This is a genomic window from Undibacterium sp. TJN19, assembly GCF_049339485.1.
Classification (GTDB): Bacteria; Pseudomonadota; Gammaproteobacteria; order Burkholderiales; family Burkholderiaceae_D; genus Undibacterium.
Genome location: NZ_JBMPPL010000014.1, coordinates 26,394 through 48,095, shown reverse-complemented (window position 1 = coordinate 48,095; position 21,702 = coordinate 26,394). Strand labels below are relative to the sequence as shown.

Sequence of the window (21,702 nt, the reverse complement as noted above, 5' to 3'; positions counted from 1 at the left end):
AATGATTAGCCGGGACGATGCAGGCCATGCTGTATACCGGCCATCAATTTCTGCCAGCGTGTCGCGTAGCTGGCATCGACCATATTATGCAAGGTTTCGAGCCTGCAGCCACCGCGTTCCATGTGGGGATCAGCGATGACGCGCCAGCCACCTTCAATCAATGTTTCCCCAAGCTGATTTTTGATGATGACAGCGTCTTCGGGATTGAGAAAAATCTGTGCGGGTTGCTGAATGGCAGATAGCTGGCTAATGGCATCTTCGACGATAGGAAGTATGATTTCAGGATCAGCATCCAGTTTCGCTTTTAGCATGGCCTGGGCAAGATCAATCGCAAGCTCCATCAATTCACTTCCCATTTGGCTTGAGGCAGCGCCAATCTGCTCGGAAAACCCTTTGGCAAGTTGTTGCAAAGCCTGAATTTCTGACTGTACGCGTTCCACGGTTTCGTTGTAGCCTGTTTCCTGGCCATCTTTTAAACCGCGTTCATAAGCTTCTTTGTATCCGGCAGCAAAACCTTCCTGACGTGCACTTTCTCTTATCTTTTCTGCTTCCGCACGGTTGATCGCAGCGGTGTTTGCTGTCACCTGTTTGACTTCTTCTACATGCGCCGGGCGATTATCGCCAAACGAGGTCATTTCCCATCGCTGAAATGCAGTCAGGTCACCAGCTCTGGTGGGGTTAGACATAAGCGTCTTCACCTTTCGCGCCCAACATGATCTGGCCTTCATCAGCCAGGCGGCGTACTATCAGCAAGATCTGCTTCTGCTGCGTTTCAACTTCAGAGAGGCGCACAGGTCCTTTTGATTCCAGATCCTCACGCATCATTTCTGCAGCACGCTGCGACATATTTTTAAAGATTTTTTCACGCATATCCTGATTTGCACCTTTCAGTGCAACAATCAGCGAATCTGACTGTACCTCACGTAACAGTAACTGTATGCCCTTGTCATCAATTTCCAGAATGTTGTCAAAGACAAACATCTCATCCATGATTTTTTCAGCCATGTCACCATCATATTTGCGCAGATTATCCATGACCGATGCTTCGTTTTCGCCACTCATGAAGTTCAGTATTTCGGCTGCGGCGCGCACGCCGCCTATGGATTTTTTCTTCAGACTTTCATTGCCGGTCAGCAGTTTGGTCAGCACATCATTGAGTTCACGCAATGCCGTTGGCTGAATACCGTCGAGGGTCGCAATGCGCAAGACAATGTCATTGCGCAGGCGTTCGGTGAACTGGTTCAGAATTTCACAAGCCTGGTCGCTTTCCAGATGAACCAGGATGGTGGCAATGATTTGTGGATGTTCGTTCTTGATGAGCTCTGCGACAGAAGGGGAATCCATCCACTTCAGGCTTTCTATGCCACTGGCATCTTTGCCGCCTAAAATCCGGTTAAGCAGAGACGCCGCTTTGTCGTCACCCAAAGCTTTGGTCAGTACATTGCGTATATATTCGTCAGAATCGAGTCCGACAGACGAACTGAGGTCTGCTGCGGTCTTGAATTCTTCCAGAACCTTGGCAATCGCTTCGTGCGGAATAGGGCCGATCGCTGCCATTGCCGCACCAATTTTTTGCACCTCGCGCGGGCCCAGATACTTCATCACCTCAGCGGCGCCGTCTTCACCCAGCGCCAGCATCAGGGTGGCTGCTTTTTGAACTCCGTCTTCACTCATTGCTGACCCATGCCTTTACAACGTTAGCGACAATACGCGGATCTTCTTTTGCCAGCGCCTTGGCCATATCCAGGTTCATTTCATAAGTGGATCCATGGCGCGTATTTTGTTCTGCTTCCCGGGATAAATTGACGATAGCCGCCTCTTCTTCCTCTTTTTGTTCTTCTTCCAATATTCTTTGTTTCTCTGCCTGTTCCGCTTCTATAGTTTCCTTATCCTTGCCCATCATCTTATACAGCATGGGTTTTAAATACCCGAAGAAAAGATAAGCGAGGACGATGGCCGCCAGAATATATTTTCCATATTCTTTGGCCATTTGCCATACATCTGGCTGTTTCCACAGTGGTAATTCCACTATAGGTTCTTTTTCTGGACTGGCAAAGGGACTGTTGACGACATTCAGTGTATCACCACGGTCTTTATTAAAGCCCATTGCTTCTCTGGCCAGGTCGGTAATCTGGGTTTTTTCAATGTCGGTCAGGGGTCTGGTGGTGGTTTTGCCCGCTTTGTCTGTTTCACTTCTATAATTGACGACTATAGCCACAGACAATCGTTTTACGCCGCCCATAGGCTGTTGTGTATATTTAATGGTCTTGTCGACTTCATAATTCGTGGTCGAGTCTTTTTGCGCCAGACCACTGTTGGCCGCGGCATTGCTGCTGGCAGTAGCGCCACTGGCAACGATAGGCGCCGTGGCCGGCACGGGCGGCTGATTGCTCAGTGCACCTGGTATGCCAGAGGGATTAAGGCCCTTGTTATACGATTCGCTGGTCTGTTGGCTGCGTATGGTGGACGCTTCTGGTGGTGAATTGGGACGATAGCTTTCTGCCGCCTGTTCACTACGGGAAAAGTCAATATCGGCAGTGGCTTCAGCCCTGACATTGCTGGCGCCGACGATGGGCGAAATGATGGATTCAATCCGCTTGACGATGTTTTGCTGGTATTCCTGCACATATTTGAGTTGTGAAGGATCTAGATTATTGTTGCTTGCCTGCTTGGTAGGGTCGGATAGAAGATTGCCGTTCTGATCGACAATGGTGACGCTTTTAGCTGACAGTTCTGGCACACTGCTGGCAACCAGATGCAAAATTGCACTGACCTGTTGTTGATCCAGACTGCGACCAGGGTAGACATTCAATAAAACCGAAGCAGTGGGCTTTTGCTGGTCACGGATGAAGACGGATGACTTTGGAATGGCAAGATGGACACGTGCTGTTTGTACAGCTGAAACAGCCTGAATGGAGCGGGCTAGTTCGCCTTCCAGCGCACGCTGGAAATTGACTTGCTCCAAAAATTGCGAGATACCCAATTTTTGATTTTCCATCAGCTCAAAACCGACATTGCCGCCTTTCGGCAAGCCTTGGGCAGCCAGTTTCAGGCGTGCATCATGCACCTGGTTGGCTGGTACCAGGAGGGCATTGCCGCCATCTGAATATTTGTAGGGGACATTCATCTGCTGCAACGAAGCAACGATTGCACCACCATCCCTGTCGTTGAAATTGGAAAACAGTACTTTGTAGTCGGGCGATTGGCTCCATAGCCAGATGCCAACCATGATTGCCACTGTAATGGCTGCGCCGACACCAAGCATGATGTTGCGCATACCCTGGGTTTGCGGCAAGCCGAAAGGATTCGGAAAGTTCGCGACCGGTTGGGCAAGTACGGTATTTTCTGCTGTTGCCATAAATTACCTTGTACCGTTTAAGGTGTCAGTTGAGTCCATTGCTTGGTCCTGGAGATGAGTTTTTTCCTTGATACCGATTGTCCACTTAAATTGCAAAATCAAACTAAGGAAAAACACCATCTTTCACTCTCTTTTCGAGGGACTTACTTGTTTTCTAACTGTTAATGTAGCAGGCGTACCAGTTTAGAAAAAAAGGTGTCATGATGAAAATGGGCGGAATAGATACGAGCCAGATCAATGCGATGGTGGCGCAGTTAAAGGCAACTGCGGCCAGGATGGAGGCGGGTGCTGGCGTGGGTGTGAGCCAGGCTGAAAATCGCAGTCCTGACAGGGTGGATTTTGCTGACGCCTTGAAAGCATCGATTGACAGCGTGAATCAGTCGCAAACAAAAGCAGAGCAATTGGGGCAGAAATTTGCCTTGGGGGACGATAAAGTCAGTCTTTCAGACGTAATGATCTCTGCTCAAAAGGCCAATATTTCATTTCAAACGACTGTACAGGTCAGGAACAAGCTGGTTTCTGCATACCATGACATCATGAATATGCAGATTTGAGTTTAAGGCAATTAACCGGACAGTGCAGAGACACGGCCATGCAGCGTCTCTGCGAGGTGTTTTTGGTAAGCATTAGCGTATGCCGGTCAGTTTGGCATTGCGTTCACGTTCGAGCTTCATGATGTAACGCTGCACGCTGGCCAGCACCGTATTTGACATATTGATAAACTGGCATCCCAGACGGCGATTCGTTTTACCGTTCAACAAGATCAGGTCCTGGGAATTTCTGACTTGCAAAACGACATCTACCAGGCCGATTGTGGGCAGGTCGAGTTTGCAATGCTCGTAAATAACGCCAATAGTGCTGTCGAGCACTTTTTTTTCATCCAATATGGCGATGCCGCCACAACTGATATCTACCAGCGACAATTTCAAATTTTCAATCCTGTCGCCAACTTGCGCAGGCACCATCGCTCTGATCGGGTTTGAAAGCGGCGTATTGATACGATAATATTCGCGTCTTTGCAGACGTATCATCGTGGTTGGAATGGCAAATTGCAGGGCAGGGCGATCTTCAAAAATGATGCGCTCTATGCTGGTCGTGGAAAACTGTATGCTGATTCTGTCCAGCAAGCCTTCAAACGATACCCTTGGTGCTTCAATAATGCGCTGGTTAGCCAGTTGCCCGGGCGCACTGTCAATTGTCACCAGTTCATTGACATCGTCGACCTCAAGAATCGAAGTGATGAAAACTTCCGAACCACTATTGATGAGCATGCTGATGAGCTGCTTGCTATCTTTGAGTCCACGCAACAAACCGATGATCTCCCGTCGGGAATCAACCTGGAAAGGGCTCTGATTTTCTGTACCTAGACTCGGAGGTGAGGATGGCATATTTTTATAATCGTATTAAAAATCGGGTTGTTATGATCACGCTTAGCGCTTTTCTGGCCCGGGTAGCTCCGAAATTGCCTCTGATTTTTCTTTATCAATATGGTAAAGCCAAGCGAGTAGTTCTGCAACTGCGCGATACAGTGCAGGTGGAATATCGCGATCAAGATCCACTTTCATTAATAATGAGACCAGTTCTTTGGACTGGTGCACATGAATTCCGTGCTCTTTAGCTCTGGCAATGATTTCTTCCGCAATCAAGCCCTTACCTTTGGCGACTACCTTGGGAGCAGAATCACCGGTTTGATAAGCAATTGCAACAGCATTTTGTACTGCTGGCTTCGGATTATTCATCTTTATTGACTACAAACGACATTAATGGTGAACCGGCCACCTGCAAGGCTGCACTGAGTTCACTGGCGTGATTTTTTAATGCGGTGACTGTGTCGCTTTGTTCTGCCCGCAAAGATAATCCCAGGGTATCTGCCCGAAAATTCAGTGTCGCTGTGACTTGTCCAAGGCTGGGCAGGTTAAAACGCACTACAGATTGCCAATTTACCTCTTCTTGCGTTTGGATATTTCGTTTTTCTTGTGCTTCTTTTTTAATTTCCCATTCAATTTTTTGACCAGGAAACAACTCACCTTGCCATCGTACAATGTTTTGCTCAAGCACATTTAGTTGCTGATGAATTATTTGGCCTAATTCTTTGTTGACGGGCAGTGTGCTGCTTGTCTGGTCACTACTGCCCGTCTGAGTTGGGCTAATTTGTGACTGTGGCTCTGAACGAATGTCGGCAATGGGGCGCTGGCCCTGTGCCCATTCTGCAACATGAGATTCATAAAACAAACCGCTGGCACTAATCTGATTTTGCAGCTTGGTTGCGGTAGTGACGGTGTCTTTCAAATTCGCTGGAGCACTTAGAATTGGGTCCTGACTGGCGATGCTGGTTTTTGGGCCTTGTGGATGTTGTGTCTGCAAGATCTGATCTATAAATTTTGCTGTGCTGCTCAGCGAAGTTGGTGTGCTGCTATTTTTGTCCGTCGCCAGCTCAGGAGCAGGGGTGTTGACTAAAGGCGCTTTGACATTGATTTCGTTAGCTCTGGCAGTTGCTAGCTGTTGAGTGCCTGAGGGCTTTATTGCATCAGGGACGTCGCTCACAATTTTATTGCTACTATCAACATTTTTCGACAGGGTCACTACGGCAGAGGCATCCTCTTTGGCCGGCGTGCTGTCGGGTGAAATTTTACCGGGCGAGGCCTGGGGCCTGGCGATAACACCTGTTTCGCCCACATCAGAGGCAAGGTAATCCCTTAATGTGTTTGATGGGCTGGTTTTTTCTGCATTGGGGTTGTAATTTTGAAGCAATGCTGTGTGCGCAGGCACATCACCACTGTTTTCTAGCAAAAATGTCGGTCTTGGGCTTGTGCCGACCAGGCGCAAGGGAATCTGGTCGCCGGTTTTACTACCTTCGGGCAGCAACATTTTTGCGGTAATTCCCGCGACCCGGACGGTGAAACTGCCATCCATGAGCTTGGACAGAACTTCACCTTTTAACAACTGACCTGTAACAAGCTGGGCAAGCTTGGGAGTGATATCCTGTTTTAGCTCGCTAATTGCAGAGGCGGCAGTTGGCGCCTCGATATTGGCAACTGGCCTGCTAATTATATCGAGCCGTTCAGGCATACAATTCAGGCAGAGCTGCCTGCACCATAAGCTCTGGAAAGTTTTCTAGTGGTACTGGAATTTTTCATTAAATCAGATAATTGCGCCATCCATGGTTCTGTCAGGTCGCGAATTTCTTTATCATCTGCGAGTATCTTCTTGATGATGCGAATTTTTTTATCCCGCATATCGGCAGGAAGATCAAAGGGAATTTCATTTTCACGCAAGGTTTGTACGCGACTGGAGCAATCATGTTCCAGTTGTCCCAATAATTCCCAGTTGCCAGAGCGGGCAGCTTCCAGCATGTTGCCGGTGATGGTGGCCACATTTTCATACAACGAGATTAGTTCCAGACTATTCATCTTGATTCAAGCCTCAACAAAGTTAGCAGGACGAGGTGCTAATGGATCAATATTTACTTTTGGGGCTTCACTTACTACTTCCTTGGTCGGGGCGATGGCTTCCCATGAAGTTTTTAAATCACGTAAAAGGTTTTGTATCTCTGTCAGCATGGTTTCATTATTTTCCAGATTGGCTTGAATTAATCTGGCTGTCATGTATTCATACAGCGAGTCGAGGCTAACGGCAATTTCACCACCAGCCTTTTTATCAAGACTGGCGCGCAGGCCGTTTTCAATAATTGCGATGGATTTGGAAATGGCCTGACCTTTTGGTGCAATTTCACCATTGCGCAAGTGTTGCAGCGCATTGGAAATAGACACGATAGCCCCGTCAAAAAGCATAACGATCAACTTATGAGGGCTGGCTGCGATGACGCCGGTTTCTATGCCAACCTTGGCATAAGCATTTGCGCCACGTGCTTGTGATGAGCCAAACATATTGTTTTCCTTATATTCTCTGCGTGGTTATCGAATTACTGTTACTCATTACTCACTGCTTGCTACTGTTTACTTGCTACCAGACAGCGCTGCCAATTGCTGGGTCAGGAAGGTACTGGTGTTATTGAGGCTGCTGACGATGCTGTCCAAGGCTGTAAATTGCGCCCTGTACCGCGCTTCGATATCAAATAAGCGGCTATTCAAGACATCGCGTTGCTTGCCTATGTCCTTGATGCTGCTGTTGACGCCTGCCGTGGTGCTGGTAATGGTTCCTGAGCTGCCTATGAAGCCGCTTAACAAACCACTTAACTGTGTCGCATAGCCGACGGAGAAATTCACGGTACCCCTTGCGCCAGTTGAGCCACCGGCAACGAGTAATTTCAGCCCATCTGCCGGGCTGCCGCTGGCGCCTGACAGTACCTGTCCGTTACCGGTTGCGGTTATTCCATTTAATGTGCCTGCGACGTCCACGCCACTGGTGCCGCTCACCACACTGCCTGTCAGTAAGGCAATGCCGGTCCCTGTTTGATTGGCGACATTAATGGCAGAGGTAGAGCCAAATTTATTTGATTCCAGCACCAGAGCGCCACCGACTATGCTGGCTTTGGCGGTCGCGCTGACCGAACTAAATGCCGACGTACTGTTGATCGATGACTGGATCAGGGTGGCCAGGTCGGTCGGGGTGTAATTGCCGGCCGCCAGGCTGACGTCAGCAACCACGCCATCCAGGGTAACGCTGATTTTTGTATTTGGATCAATGGTGGTGGTAGCTGGCAGTGTCAGATCACCAGTCAGCTTGGATTTGGTCGCAATTTGTGTAATCGCCAGATCATAGCTGCCAGCTTTGGTCGTAGAAGAAGAACCAGTAATGCTGGCGAGACTATCAGTCGCCGAACCTATAGAAGCAAACAGGCCGCCTACATCGCTAAATTTGGTGGCAAGTGCCGATGAGAGCTTGGATGCATCCAGCGCAATGGAGCCATCTTTCTGGAAGCTGACACCAATCTGTGACAAGGTTGTTAAACCACCGCCCAGGCCATTGACTGAAGAGGACAAGGTTTTTCTGATCTGATTCTGTATGCTTTGTGTGGTTGAATCACCCAGCAGCAAACCGGCCTTATTGGTCGTCGCATCATAAGCAGTCAGGCTCTTGATAGTGCTGTTAAGATCATTGTAAGCTTTGACAAAACTTGTGACCCCCGCTTGTATACCGGTGGTATTGGGCGACACGGATATTGAAGTAGTGCCGACTTTTGAAACCGTCAGCGATACGCCTTGTATCGCGCCCAATACTGTATTGGATGCACTGGAAATGGCAATGCCATTGACCGTCAGGCTGGCGTTTTGCGCGGTACTGACTTCCGTAAAATGTTGCGTGCCAGCCGGATCATTAGCCAGTAGAGAGGTAACAGCGGCATCTTCGCCTGATGAGGTGATTTTGATGCTTGATGCTGCACCAGTTTTGCTGGAATTGAGTACCAAGTGATAAGGGGTGGCACTGCCGTCACCTACGATAGATGCGCTTACACCGATATTTGCCGAATTAATGGCATCACGAATTCCTTGCAAGGAATTATTGGTGCTGTTTATTTTTACGGTACCTACCGTTTGATTGGGATCTTGCTGGAATGTCGTGCCGCCAGGATAGACCCCATTTGTTGCTGTTCCGGTGATGGTGCCGAATTCAAAACTGATGGTGGTTTCAGTACCAGTACCAATCGCATCGGTAGAGTTGACCTGACCTGCACTGGAAAGGCCCTGTGCTTGCGCCAGCTTGGTCACGGCTACATTATAGCTACCAGCTGTTGCTGAGCTGTTGGCAGTGGCAAATGCAATGGTCGAATCGCCGGAGCTAGCATTCAGTGATTGAAATGTCGATGGCGTGTTCAGTGATGTCAGGGCACTTTGAAAAGCGCTTACAGCGCTACTCAACGATCCATATGCGGATAATTTGGCCTGATAGCTCGCTTCTTTGGTCGCCAGCAACGTTAATGGCTGACTCTCCACCTGCATCAGTTTGGAGACGATGCCATTGACGTCAAGATTAGAGCCAATGCCTGTTGATTGAATGCCTGCCACGTGATTCCCCTTTGTTGGAAGTACTTTACTTTATTATCGGCAAAGGTAAATCAGACTTTAGAAGGGAATTTACCTGCTTGTTTTGAATATAGACATAAAATTCATATTAGGCGGTTTGTTTTATTAGTAAACCTTGTAATTTGTCCAGTGATTTTGCAATCTCTAATGCTTCTTCAGTAGGAATTTGTCTGATAACTTGCTTGGTTTGCTGATCGACAATCTTGACGACCACTTCTTTTGCGTCATGGTCGACGCTAAATTCCAGGTTTTGCGAGCTGACCTGCAAGGATTTATTAATTTCGTCTACCGCTTTGGTAACTTCTTCAGCCGACGCTGACTTCTGGCTTTGATTGGCGGGAGTAACGGGATTGGCAATCTGCACTGGTGCAGCGCTCTGGGCTGTAGTAGGGGCTGGCGTTGCGCCGGTATACCGGTCTGTAACAGGTGCTCCTGACGATGTGCTGTTAATCGATAGGACATCCATGATGTTTCCTTAAAGTAAAATACCCCTGATCAAAAAATTGACCAGGGGATCACTCATTTCTCAATGAAAAACTAACTTACTTTCATTGATTAGCCACGCAGCAGGGCCAATACACCTTGTGGCAATGCGTTCGCCTGAGCCAAAATTGCAGTACCAGCTTGTTGCAATACCTGGCCACGTGTCAATTGCGCTGTTTCTTGAGCAAAGTCAGCATCACGGATACGGCTACGGGAAGCTGTCAAGTTTTCAGAAGTCGTATTCAAGCTGTTGACTGCTGAAGAGAAACGGTTTTGATAAGCACCCAGAGAAGCACGTGAACTATTGACAGAGGCCAGGGCCGCATCAATAGTCGTCAAGGCCGAAGTTGCGCCAGCTGCTGTCGTCAGGTCGAGTGAGGACAAACCTGCGCCAACCGTTGCCGTTGCAGCAGTAGCACCAGCTGTCACGCCCGCAGCAGTGGCACCGGCACCAGCAACATTGGTTGTACCTACAGCCAGACCGGAGTTGGCCAGCGTGGCGGTACCTTTTGTTGTAAAGGTGTAGCCGGCATTTTGCGAGCTTGTCAATGTAAGAACGCCAGCGACATTTGATGCAGTAACACCAGTGTCTTTGGTTTTCAGGTTGATCGCATCGCGGATGGCATCGCCTTGCAAAGTGGCTGTTGCGCCGCCAGTGATTGCGCCAATATCTACACCGTTGATCTGGATGTCGCCAGCAGCGATATTGGAGTTGGTGCCAGTGATAGTTGTACCACTTGTTGCAGCACCAGCGCCGCCATTTGCCAACACGATACCGGCAGAGCTGGTCGATGTCAGTTTAACTGTACCAGCTGTAGTGGTTGTTGCAGCAGCAGTACCGATAGCAGTGGCTGCACCGGTAGTTGAGCTACCCAGACCTGTTACTGTGGAAGCCAGACCGGAAGATGCATCAGTTTTGGAAACAGTGATGTTTCTGCCATCAGCAGCTGTCAGTGCAACTGCACCAGTAGAAGAGTCAAATGCAGCTGTTACGCCAGTTTGTGAAGATTTTGCGTTAATGGCAGCAGTAACTTGCGCACCACGTTCAGCAGCAGAACCAGCAGATGCCAGCGCGCCGATATCAACACCGTTGATCAGGACTGAGCCAGCAGTGATTGCTGTAGCAAAACCTGTTGCAGCTGTGCCGCTGGTAGTTGTAGCTTGAGCCGTTGCAGTAACACCTGTTGTACCGTTAGAGGCATTGATGGCGGCAGCTTTGGCAATCGCGCTACCTTTGCTGTCTGCATAAGATACGCCGTCGCTGCTGGTTGCGCCAACATTGAAACCGTTAATGACCAGATCACCAGACTGGAAGCCGCCTACGCCATTCACACCACCGGAGACGCTGGTCGTGTAGCTGGAACTTGCACCAACACCCAGGCTGGAAGACTTGGCGCTGGCGATGGAGGAGATGGAAATTTGATCGTTCGATGTTGCATTTGCACCAACTTGGAAAGTTTGTGCTGTGAAGCTACCGTCCAGCAGATTAACGCCGTTAAAGTTGGAAGAGCTGGCAACACGATTGATCTCTGAAATCAGTTGTGAAGCTTCGTTGTTCAACGCAGCACGGTCACTTGCGCTGTTAGAGCCGTTGGCAGCTTGCACGGCCAGATCACGGATACGTTGCAGGTTGGAGCCGATTTGTGTCAAATCGCCCTCAGCGGTTTGCGCCAGGGAGATACCGTCATTCGCATTACGAACAGCTTGATTCAAGCCGCCGATCTGAGAAGTCAGACGTTCAGAAATCGCCAGACCCGCAGCATCGTCTTTTGCGCTGTTAATACGCAGACCGGAAGACAGACGTTGCAACGAAGTGTTGAGGGATGACTGAGATGTAGTCAGATTGCGTTGTGCATTCAAAGACGCAATATTGGTATTAATAAATGAAGCCATGTTATTTCTCCTTACCCAAGTTATGTAAATATGGCCGGTGGCCTTAAACTTTGGTCTGTTTTACCAGGATATTGGACCGCCGTTGCAATCAGGTATCGGACGCTTATTTCAAAAGTTTAATGGGTTGCTCAAAGTAAATATTTTATTTTGGGGGTAAAGTTGGCTTTAATATTCCGCTAAACGGCAGCATTTCAAAATACTTGAGACGTTTTATATGTTTATTTCGGGCTTTAAACAGGTTTTTTTTTGCTATTGTCGACTGGGAAAAGTATTAGTTTTTGTTAAAAAACCTGGGCCTCAAAGTAGTGCCGTATCCCTTTAAATAAAGGTTTGACAATGAGTCAGCATCTTTCGTCTTCCCCATCTGATCCAGATATTGCTCAAATTACAGCAGAACGTGCGCTGGAGCAGGCGATTGCCCAGGTGTTGCAATTGGCGCAAGCGTCGCTGGCGGCGGGTGATACACAAGGTGCCATTGCGCATTACAAAGTAATACTGGAAAGTATCCCCGATCACCATGAGGCAAATTTCAGTTTGGGTAAGCTGTTGGTATCGACAGGTTTGCCCGAGGATGCACTTGCTTACCTGGAAGCAGCAATTCAGGGAGCGCCGCAATGTGAAGAATATTGGGATACTTATATAGATGTACTAAATCTGTTCGGCGACACGGAGATTGTCCGCCAAGCCCGGGAGCTACGTACATCATACTTTCAGAATACTGCGTCTATCGATAGTGACGTAGTAAAAGAGAGCAATAAAGACCAGCAAGTGGCGACGGCCAAAGCGTCAAAAGCCGCAGCTACTCATAAAAGCGGTAGTAATGTCCCTGAAATCAATAAATTATCGACATTGTATGCGCAGGCGAATTTCAAAGAGGTCGAGCGCCTGTCACGTAAGTTAATCCAGAAAAATCCGCAAGATGGGATTGCCTGGCGCTTTCTGGGTCTTGTCCTGCTCAATGCGGCAAATTATCAAGAAGCAGAGAAAGCCTTGTGTACCTCGCTAGAGCGCATGCCAGATGATGCCGTGGCACATTTCAATTTTGCCCTGGCCCTGGTTAAAAACAAGAAATTTGAGGCCGCGGAAACGCATTATCGAAAGGCGCTGGACATCGATGACACCATGCAGGCGGCTTATAATAATCTGGCAAATTTATTAAGAGCTACAGGCAAACTGGAAGAGGCAGAAAGCTGTCTGCGCAAATTATTGAGTTTTGCGCCTGATTTCGCGGTGGCGCATATCAATCTGGTCGGGATATTGCGGGAAAGAAAGCTGCTTCCACAAGCACTGGAGGAGGCATTGCAGCTTTTATCAAGCTATCCTCAATTGGCAGAAGCCCATCATGCTGTCGGTTCTGTGCTGTCTTTGCTGGACAGGGATGATGAAGCGCTGCCTTATCTATTGCGGGCGATAGCATTGAAGCCCGAATTTGCAGAGGCCTATAATAATATTGGCAGTATCTATTTGGATAAAAAAGATTTTGCTGCTGCAAAAGTCTATTTCGAAAAAGCCTTGCAAAATAACCCACACCTGAGTAACGCCCACCGTTGCCTGGGGCAGATAAGCATTTCGCTTGATTCTGATATTGACATGGCAGAACAGCACTTTCGGCGTGCCATCGCATATGGCAAGAATGAAAGCGAAGCCAATACCTGCCTGTTATTTTGCTTGAGTGAAACCGGGCAGCTCAATCCGCAAGAGCTGTTTCAAGAGCATCTGGATTACAGCACAAGATACGAGGCACCTTTGATACCAGGCTGGCCACAGCATCACAATGTCAAGGATAAAAAACGTGTTTTAAGGGTGGGCTTTGTGTCTGGTGATTTTTGCAATCATGCCGTCGCCACATTTGCCATACCTGTTCTTGACTACTTATCCCGTATTGCTACGCTGGATTTATATGCTTACGACAATAATGAAGTTGAGGACGAAGTTACCAAAGAAATACGCTCATACTTCAAATTCTGGCGGAAAATAAATAAAGTAGATGATGAAGTTGTGGCGCAACAGATTGTTTCAGACCAAATTGATATCCTGTGTGATTTATCAGGACATACAGCCAAGAACAGATTAATGGTGTTGGCGCACAAGCCTGCGCCTGTTCAGTTGAGCTGGATAGGTTATCCGGGCACGACGGGTCTGAAGGCGATGGACTATTTCATTGGTGACCGGTTTTACCTGCCTGAGGGAAGGTTTGATCATCTGTTCACAGAAAAGATTGTTAACTTGCCTTGTGCCGCACCGTTTCAACCAAGTGCGCTGGCGCCGTCAGTACTGGGTTTGCCTGCACTTGAGAATGGCTATATCAGCTTTGGCAGCTTTAACCGTTTAAGTAAAATCAATGCGCTGACCATACAAACCTGGTCAAATTTATTGCTGCAAGTCGCTAATTCAAAAATTCTGATTGGTGCCATGCCTTCCGGGTTTGACACGAAGGCAATGATTTCAGCTTTCGAAGCGCATGGCGTGGCCCCTGAACGCATCAGTTTTTATGGACGTACCAATGTTGAAGATTATTTGAATCTCTACAACAAGATAGATATTTGCCTGGATTCATTCCCGTTCAATGGGGGGACCACAACCCATCATGGATTGTGGATGGGTGTCCCTACACTGTCGATAGATGGAAAGTTGCTGGCGTCACGAAGTGCCGCTGCAATTTTGGGGCAAGTCGGCATGGAAGGGTTTCTGGCCAGTGACGAAGAAGATTTTGTCGTCAGAGGAAAATACTGGTGCGACAGGCTCGACGAACTGGCAGAGATACGGATGTCGCTCCGGTCGATTTGTGAAAATTCCATCAAGTGCAAGCCTGAGATCATCGCAGATGCCTTATATAGCGCAATGCGTCAGATGTGGGCAAACTGGTGTGATGGCGAAACCCCGAAAGCTTTCTCAATAGACAATGCCGGCCTTAAGTAATTAGCGTGGCACATCTGCACCTGACTGATAACCTTACTGACGAAAAAATGAAAAAAACGGACGGTACTTCAGCAATCTATGTGACGCAGCCTGTACTTCCACCTTTGGAAGAGTTCATGCCTTATCTGGAAAAGATCTGGGCGAACAAGATCTTGACCAATAGCGGCCCATTTCATCAGGAACTGGAGCAGGCGCTGTGTGATTACCTGGGCGTTAAGCATTTGTGCCTGTTTGCCAACGCCACTATTGCGCTGATCACGGCTTTACAGTCACTGCGCATTCATGGTGAAGTGATTACTACACCTTATTCATTTGTGGCTACGGCCCATTCGCTTTTATGGAACGGTATCAAACCGGTTTTTGTCGATATTGATCCGGAAACTTTCAATCTTGATGCTTCAAAAATTGAAGCCGCTATTACACCCGAGACATCGGCCATCATGCCGGTGCATTGTTATGGGCGGCCTTGCGATGTTGATCGCATACAAAAAATCGCTGACAACTATGGCTTGAAGCTGATTTATGATGCTGCGCATGCATTTGGCGTTCAATACCGAGGCGAGAGCCTGCTTAATTTTGGTGATCTGGCGATACTCAGTTTTCATGCAACCAAGGTATTTAATACCTTTGAGGGCGGGGCGATTGTTTGCCCGGACGCGAAAACCAAGCAACATATTGATCATCTGAAAAATTTCGGTTTTGTCGATGAAGTGACTGTGGTGGCGCCAGGCATCAATGGGAAAATGAGTGAATTCAATGCGGCGTTGGGTTTGTTGCAATTGAAGGGTATTGATGCTGTCCTGGATGAGCGACGACACATCGCCAACCTGTATCGATCAAAATTAAGCGGTGTCAAGGGCATTATCTGCGTACCGGATATCGCTGATACCAAACCCAATAATTCCTATTTCCCCATCCTGGTGGAAGCTGATTTCGCGATGTCGCGTGATGAATTATTTCAAAAGCTGCGTCAGCATCAGATATATGCCAGGCGTTATTTTTACCCCTTGATCAGTGATTTTCCCATGTACCGTGGCCTGGCATCGGCTGCCCATAGTAATTTACCTGTGGCCAGGGAAATTGCCAGCAAGGTCATCTGTCTGCCGATCTATCCCGGGCTAAATGAGGCTGAACTGGACACGATTACTGCTCTGATTACACAATCATGAGCAGGCCGGGTATTGTCGCCATGCCCAACAATATGATGCAAACCGCCCAGCTACCGGAACAGAAAAAAGTGGCGATCATGCAGCCTTATTTTTTTCCTTATATCGGTTATTTTCAGCTCATTTCAGCAGTTGATGTATTTGTCATTTACGATAACATCAAGTACACAAAAAAGGGTTGGATTAACCGCAACCGGATTTTGCAGCAAGAAAGGGATAGAGTCATTTCTTTGCCCTTGAAGCATGCTTCTGATTTTCTGGACGTTTGCGAGAGGGAACTGGCAGATAATTTCGATGCCGGAAAACTGCTCAATCAAATCAAGGCGGCATATCAGCGCGCCCCATACTTTAAGCAAGTGTTTCCTCTGATTGAGAGCATATTGAAAAATGATCAACTGAACCTGTTTCATTTTTTGCATAACTCCATTGTAAAAACCTGCAATTACCTGGGCATTCAAACAAAAATAATACCTTCATCCGGTATAGACATTGATCACACACTGAAAAACCAGGATAAGGTGCTGGCGATATGTCAGGCCGTGCGGGGCACACATTATCTGAATCCCATCGGCGGGCTGGAGTTATATTCGAATGAGTATTTCCTGTTTAAAAACATCCAGCTTCATTTTATTCAATCTGATTTGCGTGTTTATCCGCAATTTGGGCGAGAGTTCGTTCCCTGGCTTTCCATTATCGATATCATGATGTTTAACGCCATTGACGATATCGCTGATTACCTCGACAAGGGCTACACATTATTATGAAAGCTGCCATCGCACCATGAAATGGGAAAAAATAGGGAAGATATTTGACCCCACAGAGCATGTCTTGCCTGGTAACTGCTTGGCGTTTGCCCAGGCACCACAGGTACTTTTATTCGACGATTTCATCCGCATCTATTTTTCCACGCGCAGCCTCGATGCCAGCAATGGTAAATACCTGAGCCATATTGCCTATGTGGATATGGCCTTGAATTTTAAGGATATTCTTGCCGTGTCCGGGCATACCGTCATCCCGCTTGGCAAACCCGGGTGTTTTGATGAGCATGGTATTTTCCCGCTGAACGTTGTTCGTCATGCCAATAAAATTTATGGCTACATTGGTGGTGTCAACCGGCGCAGTTCCGTGCCGGTCGACAGTGCCATTGGTATCGCCGTCAGCAATGACGAAGGCAAGACCTTTAAGCGGCTGGGTGATGGCCCGGTATTGTCTGCTTCGCTGCATGAACCCTGCCTGATTGCGGACCCGTTTGTGCAGGTACATGGGAATCAATTTCATATGTGGTACATCTTTGGCAAAGGATGGCAGCATTCAGGCACCCATGTCGAGCAGGACAGGGTATATAAAATCGGACATGCCATTTCTGATGACGGCGTACATTGGAAAAAACGTGATGGCCACGAAATTATCGCATCAAAACTGGGCGCAGATGAGTGCCAGGCCTTGCCAACCGTGATCAGCATGGCGGGGCGGCATCATATGTTTTTTTGTTACCGTGAAGCCAGCGATTTCCGGAATAACAGAGAGCGTTCATACCGTATTGGGCATGCATTTTCTGATGACCTGATCAATTGGCAGCGTCAGGACGAAGAAATGCGCCTGGGTTTGTCCGACACTGGTTGGGATTCTGACATGACTTGCTACCCCCATGTTTTTGCATGCAAAAATGAAATTTACATGCTGTATAACGGCAATGAGTTTGGCCGCTATGGTTTTGGCTTGGCTAAATTAAGCCGCTGAATCAAAAATGCCATACATGATCAACATCATGGACATATAGTTACGTTGACGTAAATACAGCTTGATGTCGGGAGCAAGTTGCTTGAGTAAAATCGGCAACCTGTAAAAATCTTCTTTTTTATGAATCCGCACGACGATGTTTGGCCGGTTCTTTCTGATGGTTTCAGCGGCACCGCACAGCGCTTGATACTCCGCACCGTTAATATCGAGCTTGATCAGGCTGACTGAGGTATCAAGCTGCTTCAATATGGCATCTATTGTATCGACCTGAATTTCGCTGCTACCTGTTTCGCTGATTTCATTGTCGATATGCATGTCCTTGGTGGTGAAACGTAAAGTGGTTTTCTCATTCCATGCGCCGACTTTCAGAGGAATGACTTTGGATAATTGCAGCGTACTGATGGTTTCTTGTAGCGCTGTAAAATTCTTGTCGCCAGGCTCCAGGGAAATGATTTTTTCATAGGCACCTTTTTTAATGGCGTGAAACTCCCTGACCGTATCGCCAGTGAACCCGCCCACATCAAGGAAATTTTCATGGTCGCCAGGTGAAAACTCTGAGGACGGTAAATATAAATTATCAAGCCTCACCAAAGGCTTAATATGATCAAGGTTTTCGTTTATTTTGGTGTTGATGGCGGCAATATAGGTTTGCCGTGACAACTCATCGGCAAACAGATCGGCAGCCTGTTCAAAATGGGCGCTGTTTTCGATCACGAACTGCCTGTCCATAAAGGCGTTGGGCATATTAAGGTAATCCGGAATATCAATGACATGGATATCTGTTAACCCCAGCTTTTCCAGTTTTTCCACACACGGTGGATAGTTGGTAATGCCGATAATCACATGGCAATTGCCAAGTTGCGTAACATAAGACTCGGTGGTGACGACATTCAAGTCCGTGAAACTGGGATGCGATTGATAATCAGCATCCACCATGGCTGCCTGAATGTGGATACCATTTAATTCAAGAAATCGTTTCAGTACATAGGCATAGACGCCGGCACCGTAAATAATGATGGGTCTGGCAGATACTTTCAGCCGTTGCAGCAAAATTCTTTGCTGGTTGGTTTCTTCAAAAAGCTGATCTATGATTTTCATTGGCTGGTATATTCACTTGAGCTTGTAGAGGAGGGGGATTTCAGGCACCCATCAGTTCGGCAATGCCAAAACCTTCTTTGCCAAAGTGATTGCCACAATAAAACATGAAAATGCGACCGTCGATTTCTTTGATATTGGGATAACAGATCATCTCAGCATCCCAGCCGGAGTCGGATGTGTCTATACCAGCCTGTTCATCATCGCGAATCCAGGTTTCAAGATCAAGCGACGACGCATATCCCATCTGATAGGCACCTTCTGAAGAAGAGGGCTTGCGCCAGGCAAACACCGCATGCCATTTACCGTTGAGAAAAAAGGGAGAGAAAATATCCTGGCATTCATCCTCACTGAGGCGAGGTACAACAGGGCGGCCATCATGCTGCCAATGAAGGCCATCAACCGATCTTGCCAGTGCCACCTGGTAGACGGGTTCGTATTTTCCTTCTGCAAATAACCATTTTTTACCACTCAGATACCACATACGCCAGTCATTGCCGGTAACTCGCACGCTGGGGCCCGTGACAAAATAGGGTTCGGTCAGGCTTAATCCAAGAACCGGCCCATCGCCCAGTTTCTCAAAGCTCGTGCCGCCATCCTTGCTGATTGCGGCACCAATTGCCAGTGAGTAGGGGACAGATGACATACGGGTCCAGCCAGTATAGTAGGCAAAGATACCGTCATCACACTGAATAAAGCTGCTGGGCATGATACCGAATTCGTCAAACGCACCCGATCCTCCTAATGATAACAAGGGGAACTGCGAAATTGTGATGACCTTTGAGAGATCTTGCCGGTCCAAATCGACATACCCTGGGTAAGATACATATTTCAGGTCGGAGTCTGCTTTTGGGCGAGAGGCAATAAACACACGCACAGTGGTCTCATTCAAGATAAAAGCAGTGGGGCATTGCGCATATTCTTGCATCCACGGATGGGGCTTGCTAATGCAGGGGTTAAATACGTTGCCCAGTTTTTTCCATTTCAGCATGCGTCAATCCCTTTTCTGCCTGCTTCCCATGGCAGGTAAAGAAGTCATTCTGAGGAAAGTAGGGCTATCAAGCCTGAATTTTTCAGTGCCAGGAGCGATGAACACACTTTTATCGTCCGTACTTTTCAGGATTAGGGCCGCTCCACCCAGCAAATTATCTGCACCAATCACAATTTCACCACCCACGGTTGCATTAAGTCCGACAAAACAACGTTCGCCCAGTGTCGTGCTGCCACCAATGGTGACCCCAGCGGCAATCCAGCAATCATTGCTGATGGTGGAATGATGGCCTATCAAGGCATTGTTCCAGATAAAGACATTGTTGCCGATTTCAGCGCCTGGTTGTATGCCCACACCATCAAGGATGACGCAGTTTTCACCGATTTCCAGCCAGTGGCCATGATCGGCTTTGGGGCTGACATAACTGACCAACTGATAGCCCTTTGCTTTGGCCGCATTACACTTTTGCAGGCGGCTGGCGTTCAGGTTTTGATAACCGATAGCTATGATCATATCTACTGCTTCTGGTGGATATGTTTTTTCCAGGTCTTCGAATGCAACAATGGGCAAGCCCTGATGCCTGCCATCTTCTGATGCGGTAGCATCCAGCCACTGCCTGTCACAGGTAAAGGCCACTACCTGAAAACTCTGGTCACGGACGATATGCTGATAGACCACATCAGATATCTTGCCCAGGCCAAAAATCACAATGGGTTTCACATTTTTCATAAGGCATCCCGCTGTTTCTACTATTCGTTGCACGATATGGCATGATCGATTTTGCTATATTTTCTCACTATACTGTATAAGCTTTTAAACTCTTTTGATTGCATAAAAGAATTAATTGAAAATACAAGATTACCGTTTCAAGCCCGTCGATTTGATTAAAATCGTTGTTATAAAGCACCTGGATACAGGGATCTCGCCTCATACGCAGAAATAAGTATGTCTTTCCCATGAATTCATGGATAAGAAATTGCTTAAATACACATACACTATCGCATAAGTCTTTTAACACTAAACCTGGAGCGAACATGCGTTTTGGCGAAGAGAATTTCTATGTTGATCCCATTACCCTTGAACCCCTGGTTTTATCGAATGCTGTGAGCAGCGGAAAAGACGGTAAAGACGTGGTATCCGGTACGCTCAGCAGCGTTTCGGGCAATCATTTCGACATCGTTAACGGCGTCCCCAATTTTGTATATCCCTTTGACTTGCCGGTAGCTGACAAAAAAGCGCTACAACAGTACGAAGACCGTGCAGATGCTTATGACCGCTTCCTTCCCCTGACTTTTAGCACCTATGGTGAAGATGAGCAGGCTGTACGTAGTGCCATGATAGACAAATTAAACCTTACCCCGGGCAGCATCGTACTGGAAACCGGTGCTGGTACTGGCAGGGATTCGGAAATCATTGCCAAAAGACTGGGGCCAGATGGAAAATTGTATATTCAAGACCTATCTCCCTCGTTTCTGAACAAGAATCTGGAGCGCATGAAGGGAATAGATACCTGTGTGGAACCTGCGCTGGCAAATGGTTATTACCTGCCATTTGCAGATAACAGTTTTGATGCCTGTTTTCATTTTGGTGGTATCAATGCCTTTGGCGATATCAAGCGGGCTTTTTCTGAAATGGCGAGGGTGACCAAGCCCGGTGGCAAGGTTGTGGTGGGAGATGAAAGCATGCCACCATGGCTTAGGGAGACCGAGTTTGGCAAGATATTGATGAATTCCAACCCGGAATTCGTCTACACGCTGCCTTTGGATAAATTGCCAGTGGAGGCCCGCAAAACACGTCTGGAATGGATTATTGGTGGCGTATTCTACTTAATCGATTTCGTGGTGGGAGAAGGCGAGCCAAATGCTGACCTTGATTTTGACATTCCAGGTGCCCGCGGCGGAACTCACAGGACCCGTTTTCATGGGCAGCTTGAAGGGGTGAGTGCCGAGGCCAAGCGCATGGCTTATGAAGCGCGCGCAAAAACAGGCAAAAGTATGCATCAGTGGCTCGATGAGGTGGTGCGCGAAGCTGCCAAACGCGATATTGACTTGAAAGATTAAGCAGGTGTTGACT

The 21,702-nt window shown here is 47.7% G+C and carries 20 protein-coding genes; 6 read left to right on the top strand and 14 right to left on the bottom strand.

What is annotated here, in order from left to right:
• Positions 1-5: 5 nt before the first annotated feature.
• The 3 genes from ACO0LH_RS25650 to fliF are packed head-to-tail and all read right to left on the bottom strand — an operon-like array spanning position 6 to position 3,358.
• Complete coding sequence (locus tag ACO0LH_RS25650) at positions 6-686, bottom strand: flagellar assembly protein FliH (protein ID WP_422943988.1); 681 nt, start codon at positions 684-686, stop codon at positions 6-8.
• Complete coding sequence (fliG, locus tag ACO0LH_RS25645; protein ID WP_422943987.1) at positions 679-1,674, bottom strand: flagellar motor switch protein FliG; 996 nt, start codon at positions 1,672-1,674, stop codon at positions 679-681. Before fliG ends, ACO0LH_RS25650 begins: the two co-directional genes overlap by 8 nt.
• Positions 1,667-3,358 (bottom strand): flagellar basal-body MS-ring/collar protein FliF, encoded by a 1,692-nt coding sequence (fliF, locus tag ACO0LH_RS25640; protein ID WP_422943986.1) that lies wholly within the window; start codon positions 3,356-3,358, stop codon positions 1,667-1,669. Before fliF ends, fliG begins: the two co-directional genes overlap by 8 nt.
• Positions 3,359-3,558: 200 nt before the next feature.
• On the opposite strand from fliF, the gene fliE reads away from it, so the two are divergent.
• Positions 3,559-3,912 (top strand): flagellar hook-basal body complex protein FliE, encoded by a 354-nt coding sequence (gene fliE, locus ACO0LH_RS25635; protein ID WP_422943985.1) that lies wholly within the window; start codon positions 3,559-3,561, stop codon positions 3,910-3,912.
• A 72-nt stretch (positions 3,913-3,984) separates the two neighbouring features.
• Here the strand turns inward: fliE and ACO0LH_RS25630 are convergent, their stop codons facing one another.
• From ACO0LH_RS25630 to ACO0LH_RS25595, 8 genes are all read right to left on the bottom strand, one after another.
• On the bottom strand, positions 3,985-4,746 hold the full coding sequence (locus ACO0LH_RS25630) for a flagellar brake protein (RefSeq protein WP_422943984.1): 762 nt from the start codon (positions 4,744-4,746) through the stop codon (positions 3,985-3,987).
• 42 nt (positions 4,747-4,788) lie between these two features.
• Positions 4,789-5,097, bottom strand: a complete 309-nt coding sequence (locus ACO0LH_RS25625; protein WP_422943983.1) for an EscU/YscU/HrcU family type III secretion system export apparatus switch protein — start codon at positions 5,095-5,097, stop codon at positions 4,789-4,791.
• Complete coding sequence (locus ACO0LH_RS25620) at positions 5,090-6,427, bottom strand: flagellar hook-length control protein FliK (protein WP_422943982.1); 1,338 nt, start codon at positions 6,425-6,427, stop codon at positions 5,090-5,092. The genes ACO0LH_RS25625 and ACO0LH_RS25620 overlap by 8 nt, the downstream gene beginning before the upstream one ends.
• Before the next feature lie 5 nt (positions 6,428-6,432).
• Positions 6,433-6,768, bottom strand: a complete 336-nt coding sequence (locus tag ACO0LH_RS25615; protein WP_422943981.1) for a flagellar protein FliT — start codon at positions 6,766-6,768, stop codon at positions 6,433-6,435.
• A 6-nt stretch (positions 6,769-6,774) separates the two neighbouring features.
• A complete protein-coding gene (fliS, locus tag ACO0LH_RS25610; protein WP_422943980.1) occupies positions 6,775-7,245 on the bottom strand; it encodes a flagellar export chaperone FliS in 471 nt (156 codons plus the stop codon).
• A 69-nt stretch (positions 7,246-7,314) separates the two neighbouring features.
• Positions 7,315-9,324 (bottom strand): flagellar filament capping protein FliD, encoded by a 2,010-nt coding sequence (fliD, locus tag ACO0LH_RS25605; RefSeq protein ID WP_422943979.1) that lies wholly within the window; start codon positions 9,322-9,324, stop codon positions 7,315-7,317.
• A 106-nt stretch (positions 9,325-9,430) separates the two neighbouring features.
• Positions 9,431-9,808 (bottom strand): flagellar protein FlaG, encoded by a 378-nt coding sequence (locus tag ACO0LH_RS25600; protein ID WP_422943978.1) that lies wholly within the window; start codon positions 9,806-9,808, stop codon positions 9,431-9,433.
• Between the two features lie 89 nt (positions 9,809-9,897).
• Positions 9,898-11,718 (bottom strand): flagellin, encoded by a 1,821-nt coding sequence (locus ACO0LH_RS25595; protein ID WP_422943977.1) that lies wholly within the window; start codon positions 11,716-11,718, stop codon positions 9,898-9,900.
• Between the two features lie 336 nt (positions 11,719-12,054).
• Between ACO0LH_RS25595 and ACO0LH_RS25590 the strand changes: the two genes are divergently transcribed.
• From ACO0LH_RS25590 to ACO0LH_RS25575, 4 genes are read left to right on the top strand one after another with little or no spacing between them, the layout of a single operon-like run.
• Positions 12,055-14,637, top strand: coding sequence for a tetratricopeptide repeat protein (locus ACO0LH_RS25590; RefSeq protein ID WP_422943976.1), 2,583 nt, complete (start codon positions 12,055-12,057; stop codon positions 14,635-14,637).
• Between the two features lie 47 nt (positions 14,638-14,684).
• Positions 14,685-15,806: a DegT/DnrJ/EryC1/StrS family aminotransferase gene (locus tag ACO0LH_RS25585; RefSeq protein ID WP_422943975.1), complete on the top strand. Its 1,122-nt coding sequence runs from the start codon at positions 14,685-14,687 to the stop codon at positions 15,804-15,806.
• Positions 15,803-16,567, top strand: a complete 765-nt coding sequence (locus ACO0LH_RS25580) for a WbqC family protein (RefSeq protein ID WP_422943974.1) — start codon at positions 15,803-15,805, stop codon at positions 16,565-16,567. The genes ACO0LH_RS25585 and ACO0LH_RS25580 overlap by 4 nt, the downstream gene beginning before the upstream one ends.
• Before the next feature lie 16 nt (positions 16,568-16,583).
• Positions 16,584-17,543 (top strand): hypothetical protein, encoded by a 960-nt coding sequence (locus ACO0LH_RS25575; RefSeq protein WP_422943973.1) that lies wholly within the window; start codon positions 16,584-16,586, stop codon positions 17,541-17,543.
• Here ACO0LH_RS25575 and ACO0LH_RS25570 read toward each other — a convergent pair.
• From ACO0LH_RS25570 to ACO0LH_RS25560, 3 genes are read right to left on the bottom strand one after another with little or no spacing between them, the layout of a single operon-like run.
• The gene (locus ACO0LH_RS25570; RefSeq protein ID WP_422943972.1) at positions 17,532-18,641 is read right to left on the bottom strand and encodes an FkbM family methyltransferase; all 1,110 of its coding nucleotides are present in this window, start codon (positions 18,639-18,641) and stop codon (positions 17,532-17,534) included. The genes ACO0LH_RS25575 and ACO0LH_RS25570 overlap by 12 nt on opposite strands.
• Before the next feature lie 40 nt (positions 18,642-18,681).
• On the bottom strand, positions 18,682-19,629 hold the full coding sequence (locus ACO0LH_RS25565; protein WP_422943971.1) for a hypothetical protein: 948 nt from the start codon (positions 19,627-19,629) through the stop codon (positions 18,682-18,684).
• A 3-nt stretch (positions 19,630-19,632) separates the two neighbouring features.
• Positions 19,633-20,358: a transferase gene (locus ACO0LH_RS25560; protein WP_422943970.1), complete on the bottom strand. Its 726-nt coding sequence runs from the start codon at positions 20,356-20,358 to the stop codon at positions 19,633-19,635.
• A 305-nt stretch (positions 20,359-20,663) separates the two neighbouring features.
• On the opposite strand from ACO0LH_RS25560, the gene ACO0LH_RS25555 reads away from it, so the two are divergent.
• Positions 20,664-21,689: a class I SAM-dependent methyltransferase gene (locus tag ACO0LH_RS25555; RefSeq protein ID WP_422943969.1), complete on the top strand. Its 1,026-nt coding sequence runs from the start codon at positions 20,664-20,666 to the stop codon at positions 21,687-21,689.
• The last annotated feature ends 13 nt before the right edge of the window (positions 21,690-21,702 follow it).